Here is a 20,631-nt window from a genome sequence, read left to right on the forward strand (position 1 = left end):
CAGCAGGGCCCACAGCCCCACTATCTCGGGTGTCCACTCAAACTGGGGAACCTCACCCGATTCTCTACCGGCCGCGTGTAATACTCCTTATTCGCCTCCAACGCCACCCGCACATCCGCCGGAAACTCACTACGACTCCCCGACACCACACCTGCTGCGCCACCGGCTCGCCGCGCTCACCCCGGAGCAACATCTGCCACGCCCGCGCCCACTGCTCCAGATACGGGTCAAACCACACCCCCTCCTCCACCGACGCCCGCATCCACTCCACCTCAAAATCCCGCAACGCATCCAACAACCCCCGATCCCGAGCCACCAACCCCAACCACAACCCAGCCAACCAATCCGGCGCCATCGTGTACGGATTCGGACCCGACGACCCCGTCTCCAAATGCCGTCCCAACACCTCAAACGACAACCGAAGCTCACCCTTCGGCAACGACGCCCGCACAAGCTGCAACCGACACACCTCACACGCCGCATCCAACGCAGACCACACCTCCTCACCCACCACACCACCCGAACCCACCAACGACCACACACACAAATCGATCAACTCGACCTGAAGATCATGAATCCGATCACTATTCCACGGAAGCCCAAGACCCAACAGGTCCTCAACATCCTCTTGCGCCTCATTCCAGCGCCGCTCCACATAATCTTCGGGGCCCCACTCATGCCCCCGCTCAACATCCACGATATTCACCATCAGGCAGAATTCTCCTACCGCAATCGATCGCGACGATCGAACACCAACGCAGCCGGTAAATACTGCGACTGCACCCCCACCTCAAACCCCGAATCCACCGCCGCACACACCGGACCCAAAATCCGCCACGGCACAAACCCCTCCTCCGCACGCACCCGATTCTCCACCGGCCGAGTAAAGAACTCCTTATTGCCCTCCAACGCCACCCGCACATCCGCCGGAAACTCACTACGACTCCCCGACACCACATCCCACAACAACCGCACCGACGGAAACACCCGCTGCAACACACTCTCGGCCCCCGCCAACGGCGCCAACTCCGGATCCGTCAACCGCATCACCTCCACCACCTGCTGCGCCACCGGCTCACCCCGCTCACCCCGCAACAACATCTGCCACGCCCGCGCCCACTGCTCCTGATACGGGTCAAACCACACCCCCTCCTCCCTCGACGCCTCCCGCCACTCCGGTTTGAAATCCCGCAACGCATCCAACAACCCCCGATCCCGAGCCACCAACCCCAACCACAACGCCCCCAACCAATGCGGCGCCATCGTCCGCGGATTCGGACCCGACGATCCCGTCTCCAACGACCTCCCCAACACCTCAAACGACAACCGGCGCTCACCCTTCGGCAACGACGCCCGCACAAACTGCACCCGACTCACCTCACACGCCGCATCCAACAACGACCACACCTCCTCACCCACCACACCACCCGAACCCACCAACGACCACACACACAACTCAATCAACTCGACCTGAAGATCATGAATACGATCACTATTCCACGGCCGATCCAACTCCAAAGAAAACTCAAGCCCCCGACGCGCACCACCAATCCTCATCTGCACATAATCGGGATCCCACTCATGCCACCGCTCGACATCCACCATCAGCCAAAAACTCCATCCATTGAACTTAAATTCTTGCCGTTCGCTATCGATCTTATGTCAAACTCTCGGTGACGGTACCCCGAATACGATCCACTGGAATCCACGGTCGCCCGAACTAGTTCATAACGCAAATCCCCACTCTTGCTCGAGTTTCTAATCTTCTCTGCGAGCTCGAGCTGGTCTGCGTCACCGCTCTCCTTCATTGCGACTAGCACAGACTCCAGATACTCCTTTCGCCCCTGCTGATAATGCAGGTCGTCTAATCCGCGCCGGTGCCCCAGTTCCGCATGCGGCCCCTTTGCCTCCACCACGACCAAAATCGGGCCGGTGATTCCTTCCTCGTTCTTCACGCCTTCCCGCGGAGTAACCCTGAACACTCCATCGACACCTCCGGCACCCCGGGAACTGAGAGGCAGCAAGGTATCGACCTCAAACTGTCTGGCGCGGTATCGATTTGGGATTGCCTCCGCTGTCGCGTGCAGACCCGCCTTTTCGCCGGCGTCTGTCATGATCCGGAAAGCACTCTTTCGCTCAGCATCTGTCGCGTCCAGCTTGTTCAGAACGTGCTTCAGCTGAGCGCGCGCCCAATCCCGCAAGCGACGCAATTCGTCCGCCACCCGGTGAGCCCCATAGGTCACTTTCTCGTCGTAGGCCCCGTATGCGGCTTCCTCGACCTTGACCATCTTCTCGGTCGTGATCTCATCGTGCTCATCAAGCAGCGGAATCCGATCACCGTCCGCGTCCAACGCCCCCTTGATGTTTCGATCCCACCGCGGTCTCCCGTCGTGGTGGGTCCGATGGTAGTACTTCTCCAGGTACCGACGATCGGCAACTTTGTCGACAACCGACTTACCCGAGTGCTCCAGGCCATCGATCGGCTCCCTGGGATCTGTTTTTCCCCTGCCCGGAGCATCGGTCGGGTCCGGTTGCTCCGTGCCCGGGTCGTGCTCGCCGTCGCGAGGCTGACCGGGATCGCGGTGCGGACCGTCTACATCTCCCGCCCGCGCATTCTCGGCAGATCGATCTCCGTCCACGCGCTCCGTCGGTACGTCCGACTCGCCATCACGCGCGAGCCTTTCCGACGAGAGTGGCACGCCCGCGTCATCGCGCTCGCGAGAACGCCCTGCATGACCGTTGAGGTCGGCGTCGGCCTCAACCGCTGGTGCTCGCCTCGTGCCCGACCCGCCGCCGTCGTCTCGGGCCCGACGAGTCCCACTCCGCTCCCCGTCGTACTGTTCAGTGCGCTCGTCGTGTTCAGTGCGCTCGTCGTGTTCAGTGCGCTCGTCCCGGAATTCGCCCTGCCGCGGCCCCCCGCGCCTGGTCCCGACCAACTCGTGATCGCCAAATACCTTGCGGCCGCCCAACTCGGCTCTGGGATGCGTCAGTCGCGCGTCTTCGATTCCGACTGGTCCACGACCGTCGTGGTAGGCGGCGCCGAATTCCGTGAAATGACCCAGTCCGTCGGCCAAGCTCATCACCCGCTCACCGGCGGGCGCCGAGGGGTCCAAGACCACGTGCTCGCCGTCGAGACGTGCCACGGTCACCGCATGCAGATCGCCACCGGCCTCCGTGCGCCCCACCACTGTGGCCGATGCGTGCTCGCCCAAGCCGTGTAGCGAACCGGCGACCGAATCGACCGATGCGCGGTCGAATCCGTCCACCCCCAACCGATCTGCCAACTCGGAGGTACTGAGCCCCGCGAAGTCACTGCCTCGGTTTTCCGGTGCCACCGCCTCGCCCGACAACAACCCATCACGCACCGCGATCGCCTGGTCGCCGCATTGCTGACCGGACACATTGGATTGGTCCAGAACCCCGAGAGCACGGTCGGCTTCTTCCCGCGTCATCGACGATGACAGCGCCACCCGGTCCGGCACCCCGGAAGCGGCGTCGATGACGCCGACCTCCGCGGCATCGTCGATCCCCTCGGGCCGAATGCCCTCGGGTGCATTCGGTTCGGGATCGTGAGCGACAGCAGGATGTTCGGTGCGTGCGCCTCCCAGACGTGCTCGCACCGCATCGGTCAGCCGCGCCGCGCCGTGAAAGGCCGCCTTCACCGACACCGCACCCAACAACGACCCCGACACCGCCAGCATCGTGACCGCGTCCGGCGCCGGGTGCACGTCACCGCCGACGCCGACCGGCAGCCCCTCCGCGCGCGTCGTCATCGACGACATCACCTTCTGCGCCGCGTCATCGAAGCTCTTCAGCACCCGCGCGGGGGCCTCACGCGACTCCCGTTCCATCCGCTGGGTAGCCGCGTCATCGGCCACCCTGCGCGCGGTGGCGAGTTCTTCGGTCTTCTCTGTGCGGCCGCCGTCGTGCGACGTGGGCGGCTGTGCCGCATCGTCGGCGTCGCGATCGGGCACCACGTCCCCGTCGCCGTCACCCTCGGTACGCACCGGGCGCGAGCTCTCCGCCGGAGGCTCCGACGAGATGTGACCGGCACCGTCACGGTCGATCAGATGCGGTAGGTGCGCGGCATCATGCGGAAGTCCGTCAACGGCAACGATTTCCATCCGGACCGGCAGATCGCCGAACCGTGCGGTCACCACTCGCGCGGCTTCCGCCGAGGCAATGTCGGCTGCCGAATCCGGTACGTGGGAGACCTCGGGGTCGGCGGGCTCGCGACCGTGACGCCCGCCCGTCTGCTCGTCGCCGCCGTCGTGTGCGGTGAACCGCCGCGGCTCGTCCCCGCCACCGTGCTGATGCGTTGCGGACTCTCGCGTGTGAGCATCCCCGTCTGTCGGGCGGGTGGACCCGCCCTCTCGATCGGCAGGGCTCGAATCCGTTGCGCGCGCGGGTTCAGCCGTGCGCGCCGAATCCCCGGATCGGGAGGCGTCGGTCGTGGGACGCTGGGCCGGCGGCGGTCCGCCACGCTCACCGGACTCGCCCTCGCTGCCGCCGGTGGAACGACCCGACGATCCGGCGTCGGCGGCAGGCCGCGATACCCCGTCGGGCCCAGCCGACCGGATCGCGTCCGCGGTTGCCACCGTAGCCCGCGCGGTGACACCGCGCTCCGCGCCGATGCGCTCCGCTCCCCCGGCCGGTGCCGCGGCGTCTGCGCGCACCGCAGTCGCCGCGGTCAATGTCCTTGGCGTGCCAGCGCCTTCGGGTCGCGCGGTCACCGACGCACCCGACGCGGCGGGGTGCTCGGCGATCGCCGAGACCGTCGGCCTGCCACCGGCCGCGGCCGCGGTTGCGGCGCCCGTCGACGAACCCGTGCCCGCCGTCGGTGCCGCCGAATGTCCGGCTGCGGCAACGGGACTACCCGGCGCCGAGGCCGCTGCCGAGGGTCCCGCTGCGGTGGCCGCGGTCGTCGCGGGCGCATCGGCAGCCGTCGAGGGTGACACCGACTCTGGGTGCGCGCCGCCGACGGGCACTCCCCCGGTATCGGCCGCGACACTCGGCTCCGGTTGCAGCCCAACACTTCCCGCGCCATCGTGAGAGCGATCGGCAGAGCCGGCAACTCCGTCGACGGGTGAGGAGGATCCGTCGACATGTGTGTTTGCCTGCGGCGCCGTCGGTCCTGCAGAAGTGTCGCCTCCGCCGGGATGCGAGGTGTCGGCGAGCACCGGGGCACCCTGCCCCGCAGTCGCCTCAGTGGTGGTGGCGTCGGTGATCGCGCCGTCGGGGTGTCCGGCAGTTCCGTGCTCACCCAGGCCGTCTGCGGCGCCGGCCGTCGGAGAACCGCCGACCGTACCGGTGAACGTTTCGCGCCCGGCACCATCCGCGGCGAGTCCGGCACCCTCGGATTTCCCGGGCAGCGCCCCCATCAGCGACGACCCGAAAAAGCCTGCGGCATTGAAATGACCACCGGTCAACAGCATCGCGCCACTGTTGCCCGCTGCACCACTGACGTAACCGATCACCCCGCCGCGAGCGAGGATGGCACCCTTCGAGGTGCTCTCGGTGACCTGCCCGAACGCCCGGTCGGCGAACTTGCTCATCCCCACACTCGAGGCGCCACCGATCGCACCGCCGAGTGCGTAGGACTCGACCACCGAGCCGAGTTGTCGCACGTCGATTCCCGACCGGTGGCCCTGCGAGATCTGATAGCCCTGGATACCGAGTTCTTGTGCCGCGCCGAGGGCGGTCCACTTGAGGGTCTCGAATGCGATACGTCCTACGGTGGTTTCGATCAGCTTCTTGATCGTGGTCGCCGCAACGGTCTCGCCGATCTTCTCCACGATCTCTTTGAGGAGCGTGCGCTCCATGACGGCGATCGCAGCGCGGGTGATGGCCTCGATGATCGGGATCCCGGCCAGCGACCCGCCGAACGTCTCCCAGGCGTTGGCGAGCGCGATGGCAATCTGGATAGCCGCAATGCCCAGGGAGGCCAGGATGTTGAGCTTGGTGTATTGGATCTGGGTTCCCGTGGCCGAGGCCAGATCTCCCAAACCGTCCATACCCTCGGCCAGTTTGTCCACGGCGTAGTCGCCGGAGAACATCTTCGTGAACTGGTCTGCGATCGCCTGCGCAGAGGCGCCCTCGATGACCGACAGCGTCTCCTGGGTGACGGAGTCGAGATCGGGAATCAGATCCCGCAATTGGTCGGCGTGGGTGCGCCAGGTGTCGGCGATACGCCACATGGCGTCCTCGTCGCCCTGGGGCCACTTCTCACCGGCCAGATACGACACCCATTGCAACCATCCGGGAATCCCGATGGTCACGGTGCGCTCACCGGTAGGGCGGCCCCGGTCTCGCGGCGGTGGTCAGCGCTGAGGTTCACGTCCCGGCCGTGTCGCCGCCCTCGAGGTTGTCAGCGGTGTTCCGCAATCCCTCGGAGTAGGTGGTGAGCAGGTCGACCTTCGCCGAGATCGCTTCGGACACACCCTGCTTCTGCCCCAGATAGCCGCCGCCCGCACCGCCGGTGGCGAACTGGGTGCCGGGTTCATCGTCGCCCCACGGCGCGCCTTCGCCGGCCAGGCTGGACTCGAGACTCGACAACACCTCGCCGAGATTACTGCTCGCGGCGGCGAGATGCGCAGCAGCAGCACGCAATGCCGCGGGTGTGACTTCTAGGTCAGCCATGGTCGTTCCTTCGGGGTGTCGATGCCGGTGGACATCGCTGTGCGCCGGCCGCGGGCGGATGGGGTGTTCGTCGTCGGGTCACGTCCAGCGACCGACGCCCGGATGTCGGGCCGTCGACCGCTCGGCCGAGCCCGGTGGCGCCGTCGAGATCTGTTCGGGAGTGATCGCGAAATCACGCAAATCGGGTGCGCCGTCGATGACTTCGGACAGCGACGGAAGTGCCGCGCCCGCTCGTCGCACCGATTCCATTAGGGCTTCACCTTCACGGGCGACCTTCGCGGCGGCCTGTTGGGCCGCCTGGGTGACAAACCCCGACAGATCCTCGAGATCGTGATCGTCGAGGAAGTCGGGGTCGATCTCGGTCTTGATCACCACGCCTTGGGCGTTGACGTGCACCGTGACCGTCCGGTCGGCGACGGTGGCATGTGCCATCAGCTGGGCCCGGCGCCGCTGCACCTCCCGAATCGCGGTGAGTTGCTCTTGTGCGCTGGCCATCAGCTCGTGGAAATCGAACCCGAGTCCGTCGTCCGCCGTCGTCACACGTCCCCCAAGTAGGTGCTCTGCACAGTTGGCCGCAATACTTTCACAGGCGAATGACCGCCGCTAGCCGCCCGACACGCCAGACCCTACGATCACGACGTCCGACCACCACCGAACACGCGTCCCGAGGGAGACCCATGACCTCATCGCCGACCCCCGAATCCGCCGACGACGTGTCGCTGGACTGGGGTTTCCGTGACATGGGCGGCGATGCCGAGCCGCCGGCCGCCCGCGCGGGGGCCGACCGCAGCCCCGAGATGCTCCTCGGTGAGGTTGTCGGTGGAATGCATGACACGCTGCCGCCGGCCTGGTCGTTCTATATCGCCGAGATCGCCATCGCCGCCAACGAGCACCGCACCCGCGCGGCCGTCGAATTGCCCGACGGACGACTGCTGCCGCTCACCGTTGATCCGGCGGTGCTGCGTGCCGCCGCGGCACACCGCGAACTCACCGCAGGCGACGCGCCATGGATGTGGCTGCGGATCACCGAGCATCGCGGACAGCAACCACAGATCGCGGCATTCGACGGCTTCGTCGGCGCCCCGCCCGACCATCTGCTGTTCCCACCGGCCAGCTACCTGACCGACGTCAGCATGTCCGCCGGGGTTGCCACCCCGTTGTGGTTACTCGCACATGTCCACGCCACCGGCGCCCAGCTGCGTGCGGCGTCGGTGGCCGCCGAAGCACCGCCGGCAGAGTGCGTGCACCCTGCCGATGAATTGCCGCCGCTGCCCCTGCTGTGGCCGCGATTTGCCGCGCTGTCGGCGATCTTCGCCGCGGTCGATGCCTTCGACGGGCCGCGCATGACGAGCTCGGTCGGGATCTTCCGCGGCGAACTCGGCGGTTGCACGCTCACCCGACTGCCCCGCGGTCGAGCCGTGCTCTCCGGCGGCTCCGATCACTCGGCGCTGATGACCACCGCGTACCTCGGACATCTCGAACCACCCGACCTCTATCGCGGCGCGCCCGCCTGGGTCAGCAACATCGTCCTCGACGAGCGCGCGGCCGCCGGGATGCTGACCTTCTGCTACTGGTGGTCCGAGGGCCGGTGGTCCCGAGCGCACCTGACCGGCCCTCCGGAATGGACCCCGATCGCCGAGCTCACGCCTGCCGTCCCCGGGGTCTGGACCTCCACGACGACCGCAGAGTTGGTCCGCTCGACCTTGGCCCAGGCCGGCATCGAGGTGAGCGCGCAAGCCGCAATCGACTACGTCGGGCAGGTCGGCACCGGCGACATCCGCCCCGAGTTGCTGGCCTCGCTGCCGCATCCCCCGGCCTCGTCGGCGGAGGGATTCACCGTCCTCGATCTCGCCCAATCATGGTGACGCGTTGCGCCGCACAACAGCAGAACTGGATAGGGTGACCGCATGAGCACCGCCCACTCGGTATTCCCGCACGCGGGATGGGAGATGGTCTACGACCTGCGCGCCGCCGTCCGGGACGGTGACGTTGACGCGGTCTCCGCGCTGGTCGGGCAGGTCGACGTCGAGCAGGCTCGACAGTTGGGCATGATGGCACCCACCCTGCTCGCGCAGTACACCGGCGCCCATCCGTTGCCGGAGACGATACGACTGACCGCGCGCACCCTGCACCGTCACCTCGCGCGCTTCGACACCCGTCACGCGTTGACCGTCAATCACGTCGTCGACATCCTCGCGCCCCTACTGGCCGGAAATCCCTTGCCCGACTGGGTGGACCGACCGGTGATCCTCGCGACGCTGGTCGGATTTCTGATGCCCGACGGCGCCGCCGAGGACCGGCTACGCGACGACCTCGAGCCGGTGTGGGCCAGGGCGATGGAGTCATGATGCCCTCACCGCTGAGCTTCGACAGGGCATGGTCGGTCTTGACGCTCGTGAGTTCGGCTCGGGGGCAACGAGATCGGTGGCCGATCGAAGAGGACTTGCTGACCCTGCCCGACGAGGACGGCGAGGTGATGATTGCCGTCGCGATGACCGCTCTGCAGGTCCGCCTGCAACGCGTGTGCGACGGCAACCCGACGGAGAACCAGCTATGGCTCATCGCCGGGTTGCTCGAGCACCAACTGCTCCTACCGGAGGGCTACACGCGCGCACACCTCTACCGACTGCTCACGGCGATCGCCTCGCACGACGAGGCCGCCGTGACCAGCCCGGATGTCGTCGCGCTCCTCGAGCTGGTGTGGGGGCTCAAACTCCCGGCCGATCCGGAAGGAGCCCGAGAACAGTCACTGCGTAGGTGGCGCCACGACAACATCACTTCCGGCGCGGACTTCACCGGCGAAGACTTCGTGATGCTGATCCTCGGCTCCCTGGACCGGGCATGCCCCGAGGACTGGATCAGCTTCGAGGGCACGGTGACCATGGCGACGGGTCAGCTATTGGCCAACTTGTCCGTCACGACGCCGGCCGAATCCGAGGCGGTTTTCACCACACTCATCCTCATGCCCGACCTCATCGGATACCGCGAGGCGCATGGACTGTCATGGCTTGGGCACATTGAAGCCTCCGACACCGGTGCCGAGTTGGCAGTGATGAACCGCAACACGACGCCGCACCCCTCACAGTTGTTGCGTATCAGCGACTTCTATGCAGAGCTATCACCTGGACCGTTGGCCGAGGACACCCCCGGCTGGCTCCGCAGCTATCTGACCGAGGGCACCATCGATTACGGCTCGGGGCAACGGCCGGTCGCCGGGCCCGCCGAGGCACTCGACATCGTTCGGCGCAAGGCAGCCGAACGAGGTCTCGGGCCCCGGTTCAACACCCGCATGCTCGTCGCGGTGCGGCTGCCGGTCGGCTATCGGGTGTTCATGTACCAGCCACCGGACACCCCGTTCGATCAATTGATCGTCGGTTCACCACGGTTCTACGTCGGCGACGACTGTCGGATCTATCCCACGCGCGCAGGGCTCCCGGCACATTCCGACGAAGAGTTCCGCGTCGCCTTCGAACAGCGTCATGGCTACGACTCCACCACCGGCGACCCGTGGGTTCGGCCCGCCGCGATCATCGGCCCCCGGAAAGCCGGACTGAGGTGAGCGGGGTCGGTGTGTTCTCCGAGCGAGGATGGGATGCGGTGTACCGCATTCGGTCTGCGGTCAACGCCGACGATGCCGACGGCTTCGGCGCACTCTCGCAACGCCTCGACCCCGAAGTGGCGGTGCAGGTGACGATGATCGGTGAGACACTGCTGCGCGTCGCGCTCGGTGACGACCCGGCGGCGGCGACGCTGGCCGGCGCGGCAGCGACCGTCGCCCCGCATCTGCGGCGCTTTCTCGGCGCACCCACCCTCGAACCCGAACACGCAGCTAACCTCATCCGGACCGGTCTGCGTCTGCGTGATTGTCCCGAATGGGCTTCTCGCGCACAGACGATGATGTTCTTCTGCGGATTCCTCGCCCCCGTCGACGACGCCGACTTCCTCGACTTCCGGCTCCGCGCCGAGCCGGCATGGTCCGCCGCGATCGAAGACCACGTGCGGTGAGTGCCGTCATCGATCCGGTGGTCGCCGACCGATGGTTGCGAGAGCTGGCCGTACTGGCGGCGGGCTGCGCCCCGGGCGAGCGCAACGCGCGGTGGAACACCATCCGAGACCGCCACTCCCCCACAGATATCGATGAGATGCTGCAAGTCGCGATCCGCGCGGTGCGCGTGCGCATCGACGAACTACTCGATGGCCGGCCCACCGTCGAGGGCGTTCTGGGTATCGCGGCCATGAGCATGAATCGGGTCGGGCTCGACGACCCGGCACGCACCGGATCGCTTCTCGCCGGCTGCCTTCCCGGAGCCGGTCACACCATAGGAACCCTTGATGCCCAACATCTTCCGTGGCTGCTGGCGACCATCGGGATGCCAGCCGATCACGAAGAGCTCCGAGGTTGCTTCGTCGTCGACTGGCTGCGCACCCAGCGCGTCGACATCACCGAGTCGGCATCGGCACTTCGACAAGCGATACTCGACAGCCTCATCCGCGCCGCACCGCCCGGCTGGACGTCGATCACCGGAACCCTGTGCGCCGCAGCCGGAGCAGCCCGCGCCACGTTGCGGGTCACGCGCGCCGGAGGCGACGTCGGCATCTGCGCCCCGGTGCGGATACCCGCGCTGCACCGGCTCCGCACCCTCGACGCCGGCAACGGAATGCCCTGGTGGCGAGCCGAAGTCTGCATCACCCACGACGGCGGCACGTTCCTCACGACATCGCCCGAGATCGCACCACCGCCGGTGGACCTGATGCGTCCCAGCGATTATCGTGCCGACGCAGAGGTCAACGGAATCGACTTGCCGCCGTGGGCAGTCCGGTTCTGCGCCACCGGCGTCGTTCCTCCCGCCACCGCACCCGTACTCGCACCGGCCGCCGCGACCGATGCGGCCCTGATCTGGTTGGCCTGTCGGAACATCGAGGCCGACCCCCGACATCTGATGATCGAGCGGGTGGCCGCCGGATATCGCGTGCACGCCCGCGCCGGGCTCGACAGTCACGTCGTTCACGTCACCGATACCGGCGAGACGTCGGAAATGCCGTAGATGTCGGACCCGCGGACGGCTTGTGGACCTCGCGGCGCTGAATGCTTGGGACGCTGGTAATTTCGGCGCCGGTCGGAGAGGTGCGTTGGACACCCGAGACCACAGAATGCCGACGTGCTTGGGGGAATGTCATGACTGGTCCGTACCACGAACAAGGTCACGCCGCAGGACCGTCGACCGGATTCGGGCCCGCTCCCCAACCTCCACAGGGCGGTCCGGGCTGGGGACCTCACACCGGGCCGGGTGGTTCTGCGTGGCCTGCGCCGCAACATCCTAAGAAGAACCGGAAGCCGATCATCATCGGAGGCATCGTGGTTGCGGTGGCAGTGATCACCGCAGTGGTGGTGACGGTGGTGGTGCTGCTGATCGGAAGTGGCGGCGACCAATCCAGCAGTCACGATCGCGCCGAGTTGATGAGCGAGGTCACGATGGATGCGAAGTCCGTCTACGGCGCAGGCAACGTCAGCTCCATCACCTGCCCGCAACAACCACCCACCACGGTCGGGGCGAGCTTCACCTGCACCGCCGAGGTGGTCGGTGAGTCCGCGCAAACCATCAAGGTTCAGGTGACCGACGGCGGGTGGACCGTGTCCATGCGGCCGCTACGCCCTCACATCACCTACCCCAGCATGACGTTGCCGTCGAACTGAGTCACCTCAACGGCGACCTTCGTAGATCTTCCTGACGGCGGCGACGTAGGTGTCGAATGCCTTCGCCGTGCGCTCCGGAGTCGCTGAGACCACTTGTCTGGCAGCCCGGTTGACGATCAGGTCGCCATGGTCGCGAACGCTCACGATGTCGAAGGTGTGAGAACTGTCGTCGCTACGCCAATCAATGGCCGGGCCAGCGAGAATACCCACCGGAATGACGGCATCCAATCCGCCGGCGAACATTGTGGCCAATTCACGCTCTTTGGCCTGCTCGTCTGCCGTCGCGCGGCCTCCCGTGAACCGCCACTCACGCTGCGGTTGGCCGGGTACGACCGCCAGAGTGGCCGCGAGCGCTCGACCGACGTCCGACGAACGAACGGCACGCAACCCCACTTCACCACCAGCGTCTTCATCGACTCCCGGCTGTTGAGCTGCGATGCAGGCGATCTCACCACGGACACCGACGTGTAGGCGAATCGGAATCCTGCTCCGCGAGCCGAAGATCTCTATACGAACCTCGGGATTGGTCAGGGCCGTGAGCGCGGGTTCGTACCATTCGGTCAGTGTTCTGTGCGCCTCTTGGAGCGCAACAATTCGTTCGTCGGCGTATTCGCCCAGTGTGGTCGACGTCGATCGAACCTGCATCGGATAGGGAAGCCGGTCGTAGTGGAACTGCTCCCACATTTCTTTGAACGCAACCGGACTCATCCGCCACACCGCCGAGACCATCAGGCGCGTACCCCTCCGTCCGGACCGGGATTCTCGCCGTTGTCGCCCGTGGTTACGGGCGCTGCGTCGTCTTTGGCGACACCGACGATCGCCTCTCCATTGACACGTGTACGCAACGCCTTGAGTACCTTGTGGACTTTGTCTCCGCCACCACCCGCTCCTCGTCCTCCCGCGCCGGGCGCTCCTGCACCCGAGGTCCCCGTCCCCTGTGATGTTTGTGCGATGCCTGCGGCTGGACGCGCAGTCGTCGTTTGCTCAGATGAAGTGGTTCCGGCTTTGGTGGTGCGTTCCGTGGGCTTCTCCGGGGTCCCTCCGCCGGGCGCGCCACCGCCGCCTCCGGCGCCTTTACCAGCTCCACCGCCACCTTTGCCTGCGCCACCGCCCCCGGCGCCGGAGCGCAGTGCCGCCGGACTCACCATTCCGGAGAACCCCGATGCCTCGCCGGTTGGTGCTGTCGCCGAAACCTGCTGCGCTGCTTGTTGTACCGCCTGTTGCGCGGTCTGTTCGGCTTGGGAGAGCGCTTGCTGGACGCCTTGCGCTGCCTGCGAACCCAATGAACTCAATGCCTGGCCCGCGGTGTTCGCAACCTGTTGCATCGGATTCTCCGAACCCGACGCAGGGGTTACCTGCTGGCGTTTGATGTCATCGAGTGCTCGGTTCACAGCTTTGGAGACGTCCGGGTGCGGGGCCCCGCCTCCCCCGCCACCTGCTCCACCGCCTCCCCCGCCACCTGCACCACCTGCACCACCGCCCATGGGCCCACTGTCGAACCCGCCTGTCGGGTTACCACTGGCTGGGGCCATGGTCGGCATATTCTGTAGGACGGCATCGAGCGCTTGCGAGTAGTTGGTGGTCAACAATTCTTTGGCCTTCGTCGCGGCCGCATACGAATCGTCGAGTATCTTCTTCAAATCATCAAAAGGCGAGTTCTCGTCGCCGTCCATATCGGCGAACTTCCAGGTATAGCCTCCGGTATAAGTATTTTCTGTCACCACTTCGTCGTAGGAATAGTAGTTGCGAACTTCCGCCATCGATTCGTTGTTGAACTCGTGGTGTTGATAGCGCGACTCCGGTGTTTCCGGAAAGTTCGACACCACGAGGTCGAAATTCTCCGCGAGATGGGTCAGCCTGTCGGACAACGAACCGCCGAACTCCCGAATGCTGTGCGGGAACTCACCGACGAAAGAACTCACGGCGCCGTTGGCGGCAGATGCCGCATCACCCGTCCAATCACCACTGGTCACATCTGCGATGTTCTTCTTGTACGATTCCATCGCGTCGGCCCATTCTGAACCGAGGGTCTTCCAGCCGGCTGCAACGGCGCGCACCGTGCCCGCATTGAGGCTGTCCTTGACATCACGCATCTGCAAGAACGTCTTGGAGTCCCAATTCTCATGATTGACCTCCAACGATTGCGTGTCCGTCCCCGGCTTTCGCTGCGTCGCGTTCTGCAGCGAAATCAGGGTGTCGAGGGTGTTACGGACGGCCGTCGGAACCGACGGCACACTGATCGACGTCCGGGTCTCCTCGCCCACTACCTCGGCCCGTCGGCATCGCGCACGTGTTTGAGCGCGCTGTCGATCAGCAGCTTGGTGTCATCCACCATGTCCGACTGGTGGTGCCGTTGTGTATCCAGATCGGTCAATAAACCCTGCAGGCGTCCCTTGGCGCTCTGTCCGTCCAATGCCTTACCGAGCGCATCACCGAGATCGGGGACCAACGTCGACATGCTTTTTCCGAAGAAGTTCTTGATATCTGAAAGCGCTTGATCGACTTGGCCTTCGACGGCTGGGGACAAATGAAGCCCCAGGCCTTTGTCGTTGGCCATCTTGCCCATCTGGTTCTCGGTCACAGCTAACCCCTCCCCGTCGTCACATCATCAACTGGATCATCCCCGAACTCTGCGTCCGCGAGATGAACATGCCTCGTCCCGGCGGCATGGGGTGCGGCCGGAAGTTGCCCAGCAACGGACCTTCGTCTTTTGTACCACCCATGATCAGGCCGTTGCAGGACAAGTCCTTCAGGCGTCCGACAAACGGGTCATACAGGGCGCGGCCGGCTCCGCCGACCCGGCGCGTCACCACCACCCGCAGGCCGATGTCGCGGGCCTGCGGCAGGTAGGGCACCACGGGCGCCAACGGGTTGTTGGTGGCGGTGACGATCAGGTCGTAGTCGTCGATGAGCAGGTAGACATCGGGGCCCGACCACCATGAGCGCTCCTTGAGTTGCTGCTGGGTGACGTCGTCGGGTGGTAGGCGGAGTTTGAGCAGGCCGGCGAGATTGGCCATCATCTTGGTCGCCGAGTCCTCGGCGGTGGCGTAACCGCCGAGTTGCTCACCCTCCATCACACCGAGCAGTCCACGGCGGTAGTCGATCATGATGACCTTCGCCTCGTCTGGCGTGGCGTTGCGCACAACACCTTCGGCAATGCTGCGCAACAGGGTTGTCTTACCCGCCTCGGCCTCGGCGAACACGACGAGGTGCGCCTGCGCCTCGAAGTCCACGACGACCGGTGCGAGTGCCGCCTCGTCGATGCCGATCACGATGCGCGACTTGGAGAGCGAGCCCTCCCGCTCCGCGCGCGCGAGCACCGGTACCGGGTCGAGTCGATCGGGTAGCGTGCGGACCTGCGGTGCGCGCCGGGCGCCGTAGAATTCGGTCATCTGGGCGACCATGGTCTGCACCCCCTCGGGCAGGGAGTCCACCGACGAGTCGGAGTCGATGCGCGGCAAGCCGATCAGCAGGTGCAGACGCTCACGCCCGATCCCCCGGCCCGGCCGATTCTCCGGAATGGCCTCCTGTGCTTTGCGTCCCATCTCCGAGTCGGACGAATCACCGAGTTTGAGCTCGATGCGGGTACCGAGCATGTCTTTCACGTTCGCCCGGATCTCCATCCATCGCGACGCCGAAACGGCAAGGTGCACACCGTAGGACAGACCCTGCAGAGCGATGTCGACAAGTTGGGATTCCAGCGCCTCGAAGTCGCTGCGGACCGACGCCCATCCGTCGACGACGAGGACGACGTCTCCGTGCAGATCGGCGCTGAGCGGGTCCGCAGCACGCTCGGCCGGCGACAGGGCGGCTAGGCGCGCCTTACGTTGCCGGAAGTCCCGCATCGATTCGATACCCAACTCGCGGAAACGTTCTTCGCGCTCGCGCAGCACCGTGGAGACCTCGGCGACCGTGCGGTTGACCTTGTCGCGGTCCATTCGCCCGGCGACACCGCCGACGTGCGGGAGATTCTGCAAACTCACCAACGTGCCACCACCGAAGTCCAGGCAGTAGAACTGGAGTTGCTCGGGTGTGTGGGTCAGTGCGCCCGCGGCGATCATCGTGCGCAGCGCGGTGGACTTGCCGGACTGCGGTCCGCCGACGATCGCCACATTGCCTGCAGCACCGGACAAATCGATACTCAACACGTCGCGGCGCTGATCGTAGGGGCGGTCGAGGATGCCGATCGGCATCCACAGGGCCCCGTTGATGTTCGCCGGATCGCGCCAGTCGGGGCCGGGCAGCAACTCGTTGACCGCGGGACTGTCGTCGAGCGGCGGCAACCACACCTCGTGTGCGGGCCGTCCGTACCCCTTCAGCCGCGCGACCACCACATCGAGCAGCGAGGGCGTATTGCCGGTTTCGGCTGCCTTGAGTTCGGACTCGTAGCGGTCGAGGTCGGCCTGCTCGGCGGCGGTGAGCGTCGAAGACGCCTCGGACACCGCCGGTTTGTCCACGTGACCGACCGTGAACAGTTTGGGCGCAAGCGCTCCCAACTCCGAATGCCGAGCACCGCCGAGCTGCGCGCGGGGCTTCACATACGGCCCCGACACGTACGAGGTGTTGAATCGCTTGGGTTCGTCGGCGTCGGACTTGAGGAATGCCGAGCCCGGCACCGACGGCAGGTGATAGGCGTCAGGCACCCCGAGGACCTGCCGGGATTCGCCGGCGGAGAACGTCTTCAGACCGATCCGATATGAGAGGTGTGAGTCCAGCCCGCGAAGTTTGCCCTCTTCGAGGCGCTGAGAAGCCAGCAGCAGATGCATGTGCAGCGAACGGCCCAATCGACCGATCATCACGAACAATTCGGCGAAATCCGGCTTCTGGGACAGGAGCTCGGAGAACTCGTCGACCACGATGAACAATGCGGGCAGCGGGTCCAGGGGTGCTCCGTTGGCCCGTGCCCGTTCGTAATCGCCCACGTTGGCGTAGTTCCCGGCGCGACGCAGCAGTTCTTGACGTCGATTCATCTCTCCGGAAAGCGCATCACGCATGCGGTCGACCATGGTGATCTCTTCTTCGAGGTTGGTGATCACTGCCGCAACGTGCGGCGCCTGATCCAATCCGAGGAAGGTGGCTCCACCCTTGAAGTCGACGAGAACCAGGTTGAGCGCCTCCGGCGAGTGCGAGGTGATCATCGACAACACCAGCGTGCGCAGGAATTCCGATTTGCCCGAACCCGTTGCGCCGATGCACAAGCCGTGTGGGCCCATGCCGTACTCGGCGGCCTCCTTGATGTCGAGTTCCATGGGCTGACCGTTGGGGGTGATACCGATCGGAACGCGCAGGCGTTCGCGCGGCGAACGCGGCCGCCAGATCTCTTCGGGGATGATCTGGGCGGCGTCGGGGATCTTGAGCATCGCCATCAAGCCGGGATCGATCGCATTGCCACGGACCTCGGCCTCGAGGCTGACGATGTGCTGGGCGGCGTTGGCAGGCCGGTACCGCCCGATCCGCCGGGCGGCCGCCTCGGCCTCGGCGACGCTGAGCGAATCAGGCACCCCGAAGGTCTCCACCCCGGCCGGCCCGCGCGCTGCGATCGTGTCGGCGTCGACGAGCAACTGCAGGCCGCGTCGCGCCGCGAGTCCGTCCTTGGGCGCGTTGAGGTCGAGCACGGTGACCGACTCCAGGCCGGCCTCGGTGACCAGACGCTCGTCACCGGAGACGTAACCGTCGTCGAGCACCACGATCATCTGTTTGACCGTCTGATTCGGAGATGCGTTGCGCGAGAATCGTCCCCGCTCACTGAGCTCGGCACCCATCACCGCCTCGAACTTCGACAGCGACGAGAACACCATCCGCATCGGACCGATGCCGTCGACGTGGGCGGGATTCTGGGCCTGGGGCAGCCATTTGAGCCATTGCCACACCGCGCCATCGGGATTGGCGGTGACCACCGCGATCTGCAGGTGGTCGGGACTGTGGAACAGACAGAGCTCCACCACCATTGCGCGCACCAACGACCGCGTCATCGCCCGATCACCCTCGATGTTGATCGCCGGGAATCGCCGCAGGCTGACCGCGGTCGGCAACGAATGCACCACCGCATGGGTCCGCACGAATCGGCGCAACGCCACCGTCGAGACCGGTTCGAGGTCCTCGGTGGGGCCGGTCTCCGGTGCCAGCAGTCGGGTGGCGAGTCGCTGGGTGCCCACCCCGACCCGGGCATGACAGAAGTCGGCGTCGTCGGGACGCCGTTCCCACATGCGCCGCGATCCGGCCAAGTCGATCAGAATCCGCGGGTCCGGGTGCGTCCACTCGAGTGCCGCGCGCTGCTCCTCGCCGGTGGCGTCGACGTCCTCACGGAGATTGCCCAGGTATCGGAAGTAGTCCTTGCGTTCCTCGTCGAGTTCCGCGGCCGCCTTTCCGGCCCGCTGACTGCCGCCGCCGACGAACATGCCCACCATCGACATGACCATCATCATCGGGAACATCATCATCATCGGGTTGGTCGCAAGGCTGCGACCGCCGACGGTGAACATCAACGCGATCATCCCCACCACCGCGACGACCATCACCAGCGGCAACAGCTTCATCAGCAGATTGCCCGGGATGACACGCGGGACCTCCGGTGGCGCCTGCAGATCGACCTCGCCGCCCGGTGTCTTGGGCGCGGCGATCCGCGGCCGCCGCACAAATCCTTCTGTTCCCACGTACCCCTCGCTACCCAGGTGTCGATTCCCTGACCGAACTGAGGTCCTCCCCATCGGTACCTGCCAGTAATCTATGACGTTAGCGAAGCTCAGGGCCATCAGCCGAAAGGACCACTCGTCCAGATGACACTTCCCCCGTCGCTGCAGCCACTCGACGACCTCGAAGCGGAGTCCGCGAGTGAACCGGAACTGACCCGGGTGACCTTGCTCGTGGGGTCGTTGACCCTGGATGTCGGCGTTCCGGGAAATGTCGACATCCGGGCATTCATGCCCGACGTCCTGCGGCTGATCAACGATCGTCTCATCGCCGCCGCCCCCATCGACGGTGAACGCCTCGAACTCTTCGACGACACCCCGGGCCTGTGGACCCTGGCGGCACTCGGGCGCCCCGGCGTGGACGACACACACTCGCTCGACGAGGTCGGTTTCCGCGAGGGCGATGTCCTGTCGGTGCGCAGAGTCGGCGAACATCCGCCGACGATGCTTTTCGACGACGTCGAGGACGAGGCCGTGAGCAACGCGGCACACCTGCGCACACGAATGCCCGAATGGGGTACGGCACGACGACGGGTCGCCGCCTTCGGCGTCGCGGGCATCGCGACCATCGGCCTGCTGGTACTGCTTCTCGCCGGTGGGAATCCGCCGGTGTATGTGCCCGTTGCGGCCACGGCGTTCGCCGCGGGGCTCATCATCTTCTCCGCCTACACCGCGCGCGGCCTGTCCGACGAGTACGCCACCGGCGCTACCGTCGCATGCGCGCTGCCGCTGGTGTTCGCCGGCTCGTTACGGCTGTTACCCGGTGCGGTGGGGTCGGTGACCTTACCGATGGCATTCGGCATCACGGCACTGATCTCGTTCCTGGCGTTCCAGATCAGCGGGGTCAATCGCTCGCTACACGCCACGGTGATCACGCTGACCGTGTTCCTCGGCGTCGCCTCGGTGTGCTGGAACCTCTTCGACGTCACACAACGTCAGGTCGGTGCGGTGCTGACGGTGGTCGCGGTGATCGCGGTGTCGATCGCGCCCAGGCTGACCATCACGCTGGCCAAGCTGCCGGTCCCCCCGGTCCCCACCGCCGGTGAACCCATCGACGACATCGACACCCGGGGCGAGCCCACGGTGCACGGGGTCGACGCGGTGACCTCACGATCGGTACCGACCGCCGACGGCCTCAACGAACGGATCGATCGGGCCAACGCCTATCTGACCGGAATCCTCGTCGGCTCGGCGATCACCGTGGTCGTCGGGGTGTATCTCAGCGTGGACACCTCCACGGGTCACTTCTATTGGCAGGCAACGGTGTTCGCCGCCCTTGCGGCAGCAGTACTGTGCCTGCGCGGACGCACCCATCACGATCTGCGCCAGGCTGCGACGATGGTCGGTCTCGGCCTGCTCGCCGCACTGACCATCATCGTCAAATCCGTGCTGCTGCTCGAGGATTGGGCCGAGTACGGGTTCCTGCTGACCGTCGGGCTGGGGATACTGGTCTTCGCGGCCGGCGTCGTCGCCCCTCGATTCGAGTTCTCGCCGATCGCCCGACGCTACGTCGAACTACTGGAGTACCTGCTGATCGGGCTGATCATCCCGTTCGCCGCCTGGATCATGGGCATCTACGGCTGGGTGCGCGGACTCGACATCTGAGTG

The 20,631-nt window shown here is 65.8% G+C and carries 16 protein-coding genes; 7 read left to right on the plus strand and 9 right to left on the minus strand.

Translation table 11 applies throughout. The annotated features are described in order from the left end of the window. Positions 1 to 64 precede the first annotated feature (64 nt). From P3L18_RS21510 to P3L18_RS21530, 5 genes are all read right to left on the minus strand, one after another. Entirely contained in the window at positions 65 to 709 is a 645-nt protein-coding gene (locus P3L18_RS21510; protein WP_276115183.1) for an immunity 49 family protein, read from the minus strand. A 14-nt stretch (positions 710 to 723) separates the two neighbouring features. Next, a complete protein-coding gene (locus P3L18_RS21515) occupies positions 724 to 1,449 on the minus strand; it encodes an immunity 49 family protein (protein WP_346348446.1) in 726 nt (241 codons plus the stop codon). A 155-nt stretch (positions 1,450 to 1,604) separates the two neighbouring features. Then, on the minus strand, positions 1,605 to 6,278 hold the full coding sequence (locus P3L18_RS21520; protein WP_276115184.1) for a hypothetical protein: 4,674 nt from the start codon (positions 6,276 to 6,278) through the stop codon (positions 1,605 to 1,607). Between the two features lie 55 nt (positions 6,279 to 6,333). Next, entirely contained in the window at positions 6,334 to 6,639 is a 306-nt protein-coding gene (locus tag P3L18_RS21525) for a hypothetical protein (protein WP_079930479.1), read from the minus strand. 78 nt (positions 6,640 to 6,717) lie between these two features. Further along, positions 6,718 to 7,179 carry a YbaB/EbfC family nucleoid-associated protein gene (locus tag P3L18_RS21530; protein WP_079930480.1) on the minus strand — a complete coding sequence of 154 codons (462 nt, stop codon included), beginning with the start codon at positions 7,177 to 7,179 and terminating at the stop codon, positions 6,718 to 6,720. A gap of 137 nt (positions 7,180 to 7,316) precedes the next feature. On the opposite strand from P3L18_RS21530, the gene P3L18_RS21535 reads away from it, so the two are divergent. From P3L18_RS21535 to P3L18_RS21560, 6 genes are all read left to right on the plus strand, one after another. Beyond that, entirely contained in the window at positions 7,317 to 8,504 is a 1,188-nt protein-coding gene (locus tag P3L18_RS21535) for a hypothetical protein (RefSeq protein WP_079930481.1), read from the plus strand. A gap of 42 nt (positions 8,505 to 8,546) precedes the next feature. Further along, a complete protein-coding gene (locus tag P3L18_RS21540) occupies positions 8,547 to 8,987 on the plus strand; it encodes a hypothetical protein (protein WP_276115185.1) in 441 nt (146 codons plus the stop codon). Then, positions 8,987 to 10,198: a hypothetical protein gene (locus tag P3L18_RS21545; protein WP_253194025.1), complete on the plus strand. Its 1,212-nt coding sequence runs from the start codon at positions 8,987 to 8,989 to the stop codon at positions 10,196 to 10,198. Before P3L18_RS21540 ends, P3L18_RS21545 begins: the two co-directional genes overlap by 1 nt. Further along, positions 10,195 to 10,644: a hypothetical protein gene (locus P3L18_RS21550; protein WP_079930484.1), complete on the plus strand. Its 450-nt coding sequence runs from the start codon at positions 10,195 to 10,197 to the stop codon at positions 10,642 to 10,644. The genes P3L18_RS21545 and P3L18_RS21550 overlap by 4 nt, the downstream gene beginning before the upstream one ends. After that, positions 10,641 to 11,684 (plus strand): hypothetical protein, encoded by a 1,044-nt coding sequence (locus P3L18_RS21555; protein WP_079930485.1) that lies wholly within the window; start codon positions 10,641 to 10,643, stop codon positions 11,682 to 11,684. The genes P3L18_RS21550 and P3L18_RS21555 overlap by 4 nt, the downstream gene beginning before the upstream one ends. Positions 11,685 to 12,004: 320 nt before the next feature. Then, complete coding sequence (locus P3L18_RS21560) at positions 12,005 to 12,334, plus strand: DUF4333 domain-containing protein (protein ID WP_231386633.1); 330 nt, start codon at positions 12,005 to 12,007, stop codon at positions 12,332 to 12,334. A 6-nt stretch (positions 12,335 to 12,340) separates the two neighbouring features. On the opposite strand, the gene P3L18_RS21565 is transcribed toward P3L18_RS21560, so the two are convergent. From P3L18_RS21565 to eccCa, 4 genes are read right to left on the minus strand one after another with little or no spacing between them, the layout of a single operon-like run. Next, the gene (locus P3L18_RS21565) at positions 12,341 to 13,042 is read right to left on the minus strand and encodes an ESX secretion-associated protein EspG (protein ID WP_253194027.1); all 702 of its coding nucleotides are present in this window, start codon (positions 13,040 to 13,042) and stop codon (positions 12,341 to 12,343) included. Positions 13,043 to 13,062: 20 nt separating this feature from the next. After that, entirely contained in the window at positions 13,063 to 14,598 is a 1,536-nt protein-coding gene (locus tag P3L18_RS21570; RefSeq protein WP_276115186.1) for a hypothetical protein, read from the minus strand. Further along, complete coding sequence (locus P3L18_RS21575) at positions 14,598 to 14,915, minus strand: hypothetical protein (protein ID WP_014360752.1); 318 nt, start codon at positions 14,913 to 14,915, stop codon at positions 14,598 to 14,600. Before P3L18_RS21575 ends, P3L18_RS21570 begins: the two co-directional genes overlap by 1 nt. 19 nt (positions 14,916 to 14,934) lie before the next feature. Continuing rightward, a complete protein-coding gene (eccCa, locus tag P3L18_RS21580) occupies positions 14,935 to 18,987 on the minus strand; it encodes a type VII secretion protein EccCa (protein WP_079930488.1) in 4,053 nt (1,350 codons plus the stop codon). A gap of 123 nt (positions 18,988 to 19,110) precedes the next feature. Between eccCa and eccD the strand changes: the two genes are divergently transcribed. Then, a complete protein-coding gene (gene eccD / locus P3L18_RS21585) occupies positions 19,111 to 20,628 on the plus strand; it encodes a type VII secretion integral membrane protein EccD (protein ID WP_006372856.1) in 1,518 nt (505 codons plus the stop codon). The last annotated feature ends 3 nt before the right edge of the window (positions 20,629 to 20,631 follow it).

Origin of the sequence: Gordonia sp. N1V (genome assembly GCF_029269935.1) — a bacterium.
Lineage (GTDB): Bacteria > Actinomycetota > Actinomycetes > Mycobacteriales > Mycobacteriaceae > Gordonia > Gordonia polyisoprenivorans.

Excerpts from the sequence above, each read along its gene's own strand:
- P3L18_RS21510 (WP_276115183.1), bottom strand. The coding sequence starts at position 709 with ATGGTGAATATCGTGGATGTTGAGCGGGGGCATGAGTGGGGCCCCGAA.
- P3L18_RS21525 (WP_079930479.1), bottom strand. The coding sequence starts at position 6,639 with ATGGCTGACCTAGAAGTCACACCCGCGGCATTGCGTGCTGCTGCTGCG.
- P3L18_RS21535 (WP_079930481.1), top strand. The coding sequence starts at position 7,317 with ATGACCTCATCGCCGACCCCCGAATCCGCCGACGACGTGTCGCTGGAC.
- P3L18_RS21540 (WP_276115185.1), top strand. The coding sequence starts at position 8,547 with ATGAGCACCGCCCACTCGGTATTCCCGCACGCGGGATGGGAGATGGTC.
- P3L18_RS21545 (WP_253194025.1), top strand. The coding sequence starts at position 8,987 with ATGCCCTCACCGCTGAGCTTCGACAGGGCATGGTCGGTCTTGACGCTC.
- P3L18_RS21565 (WP_253194027.1), bottom strand. The coding sequence starts at position 13,042 with ATGAGTCCGGTTGCGTTCAAAGAAATGTGGGAGCAGTTCCACTACGAC.
- eccD (WP_006372856.1), top strand. The coding sequence starts at position 19,111 with ATGACACTTCCCCCGTCGCTGCAGCCACTCGACGACCTCGAAGCGGAG.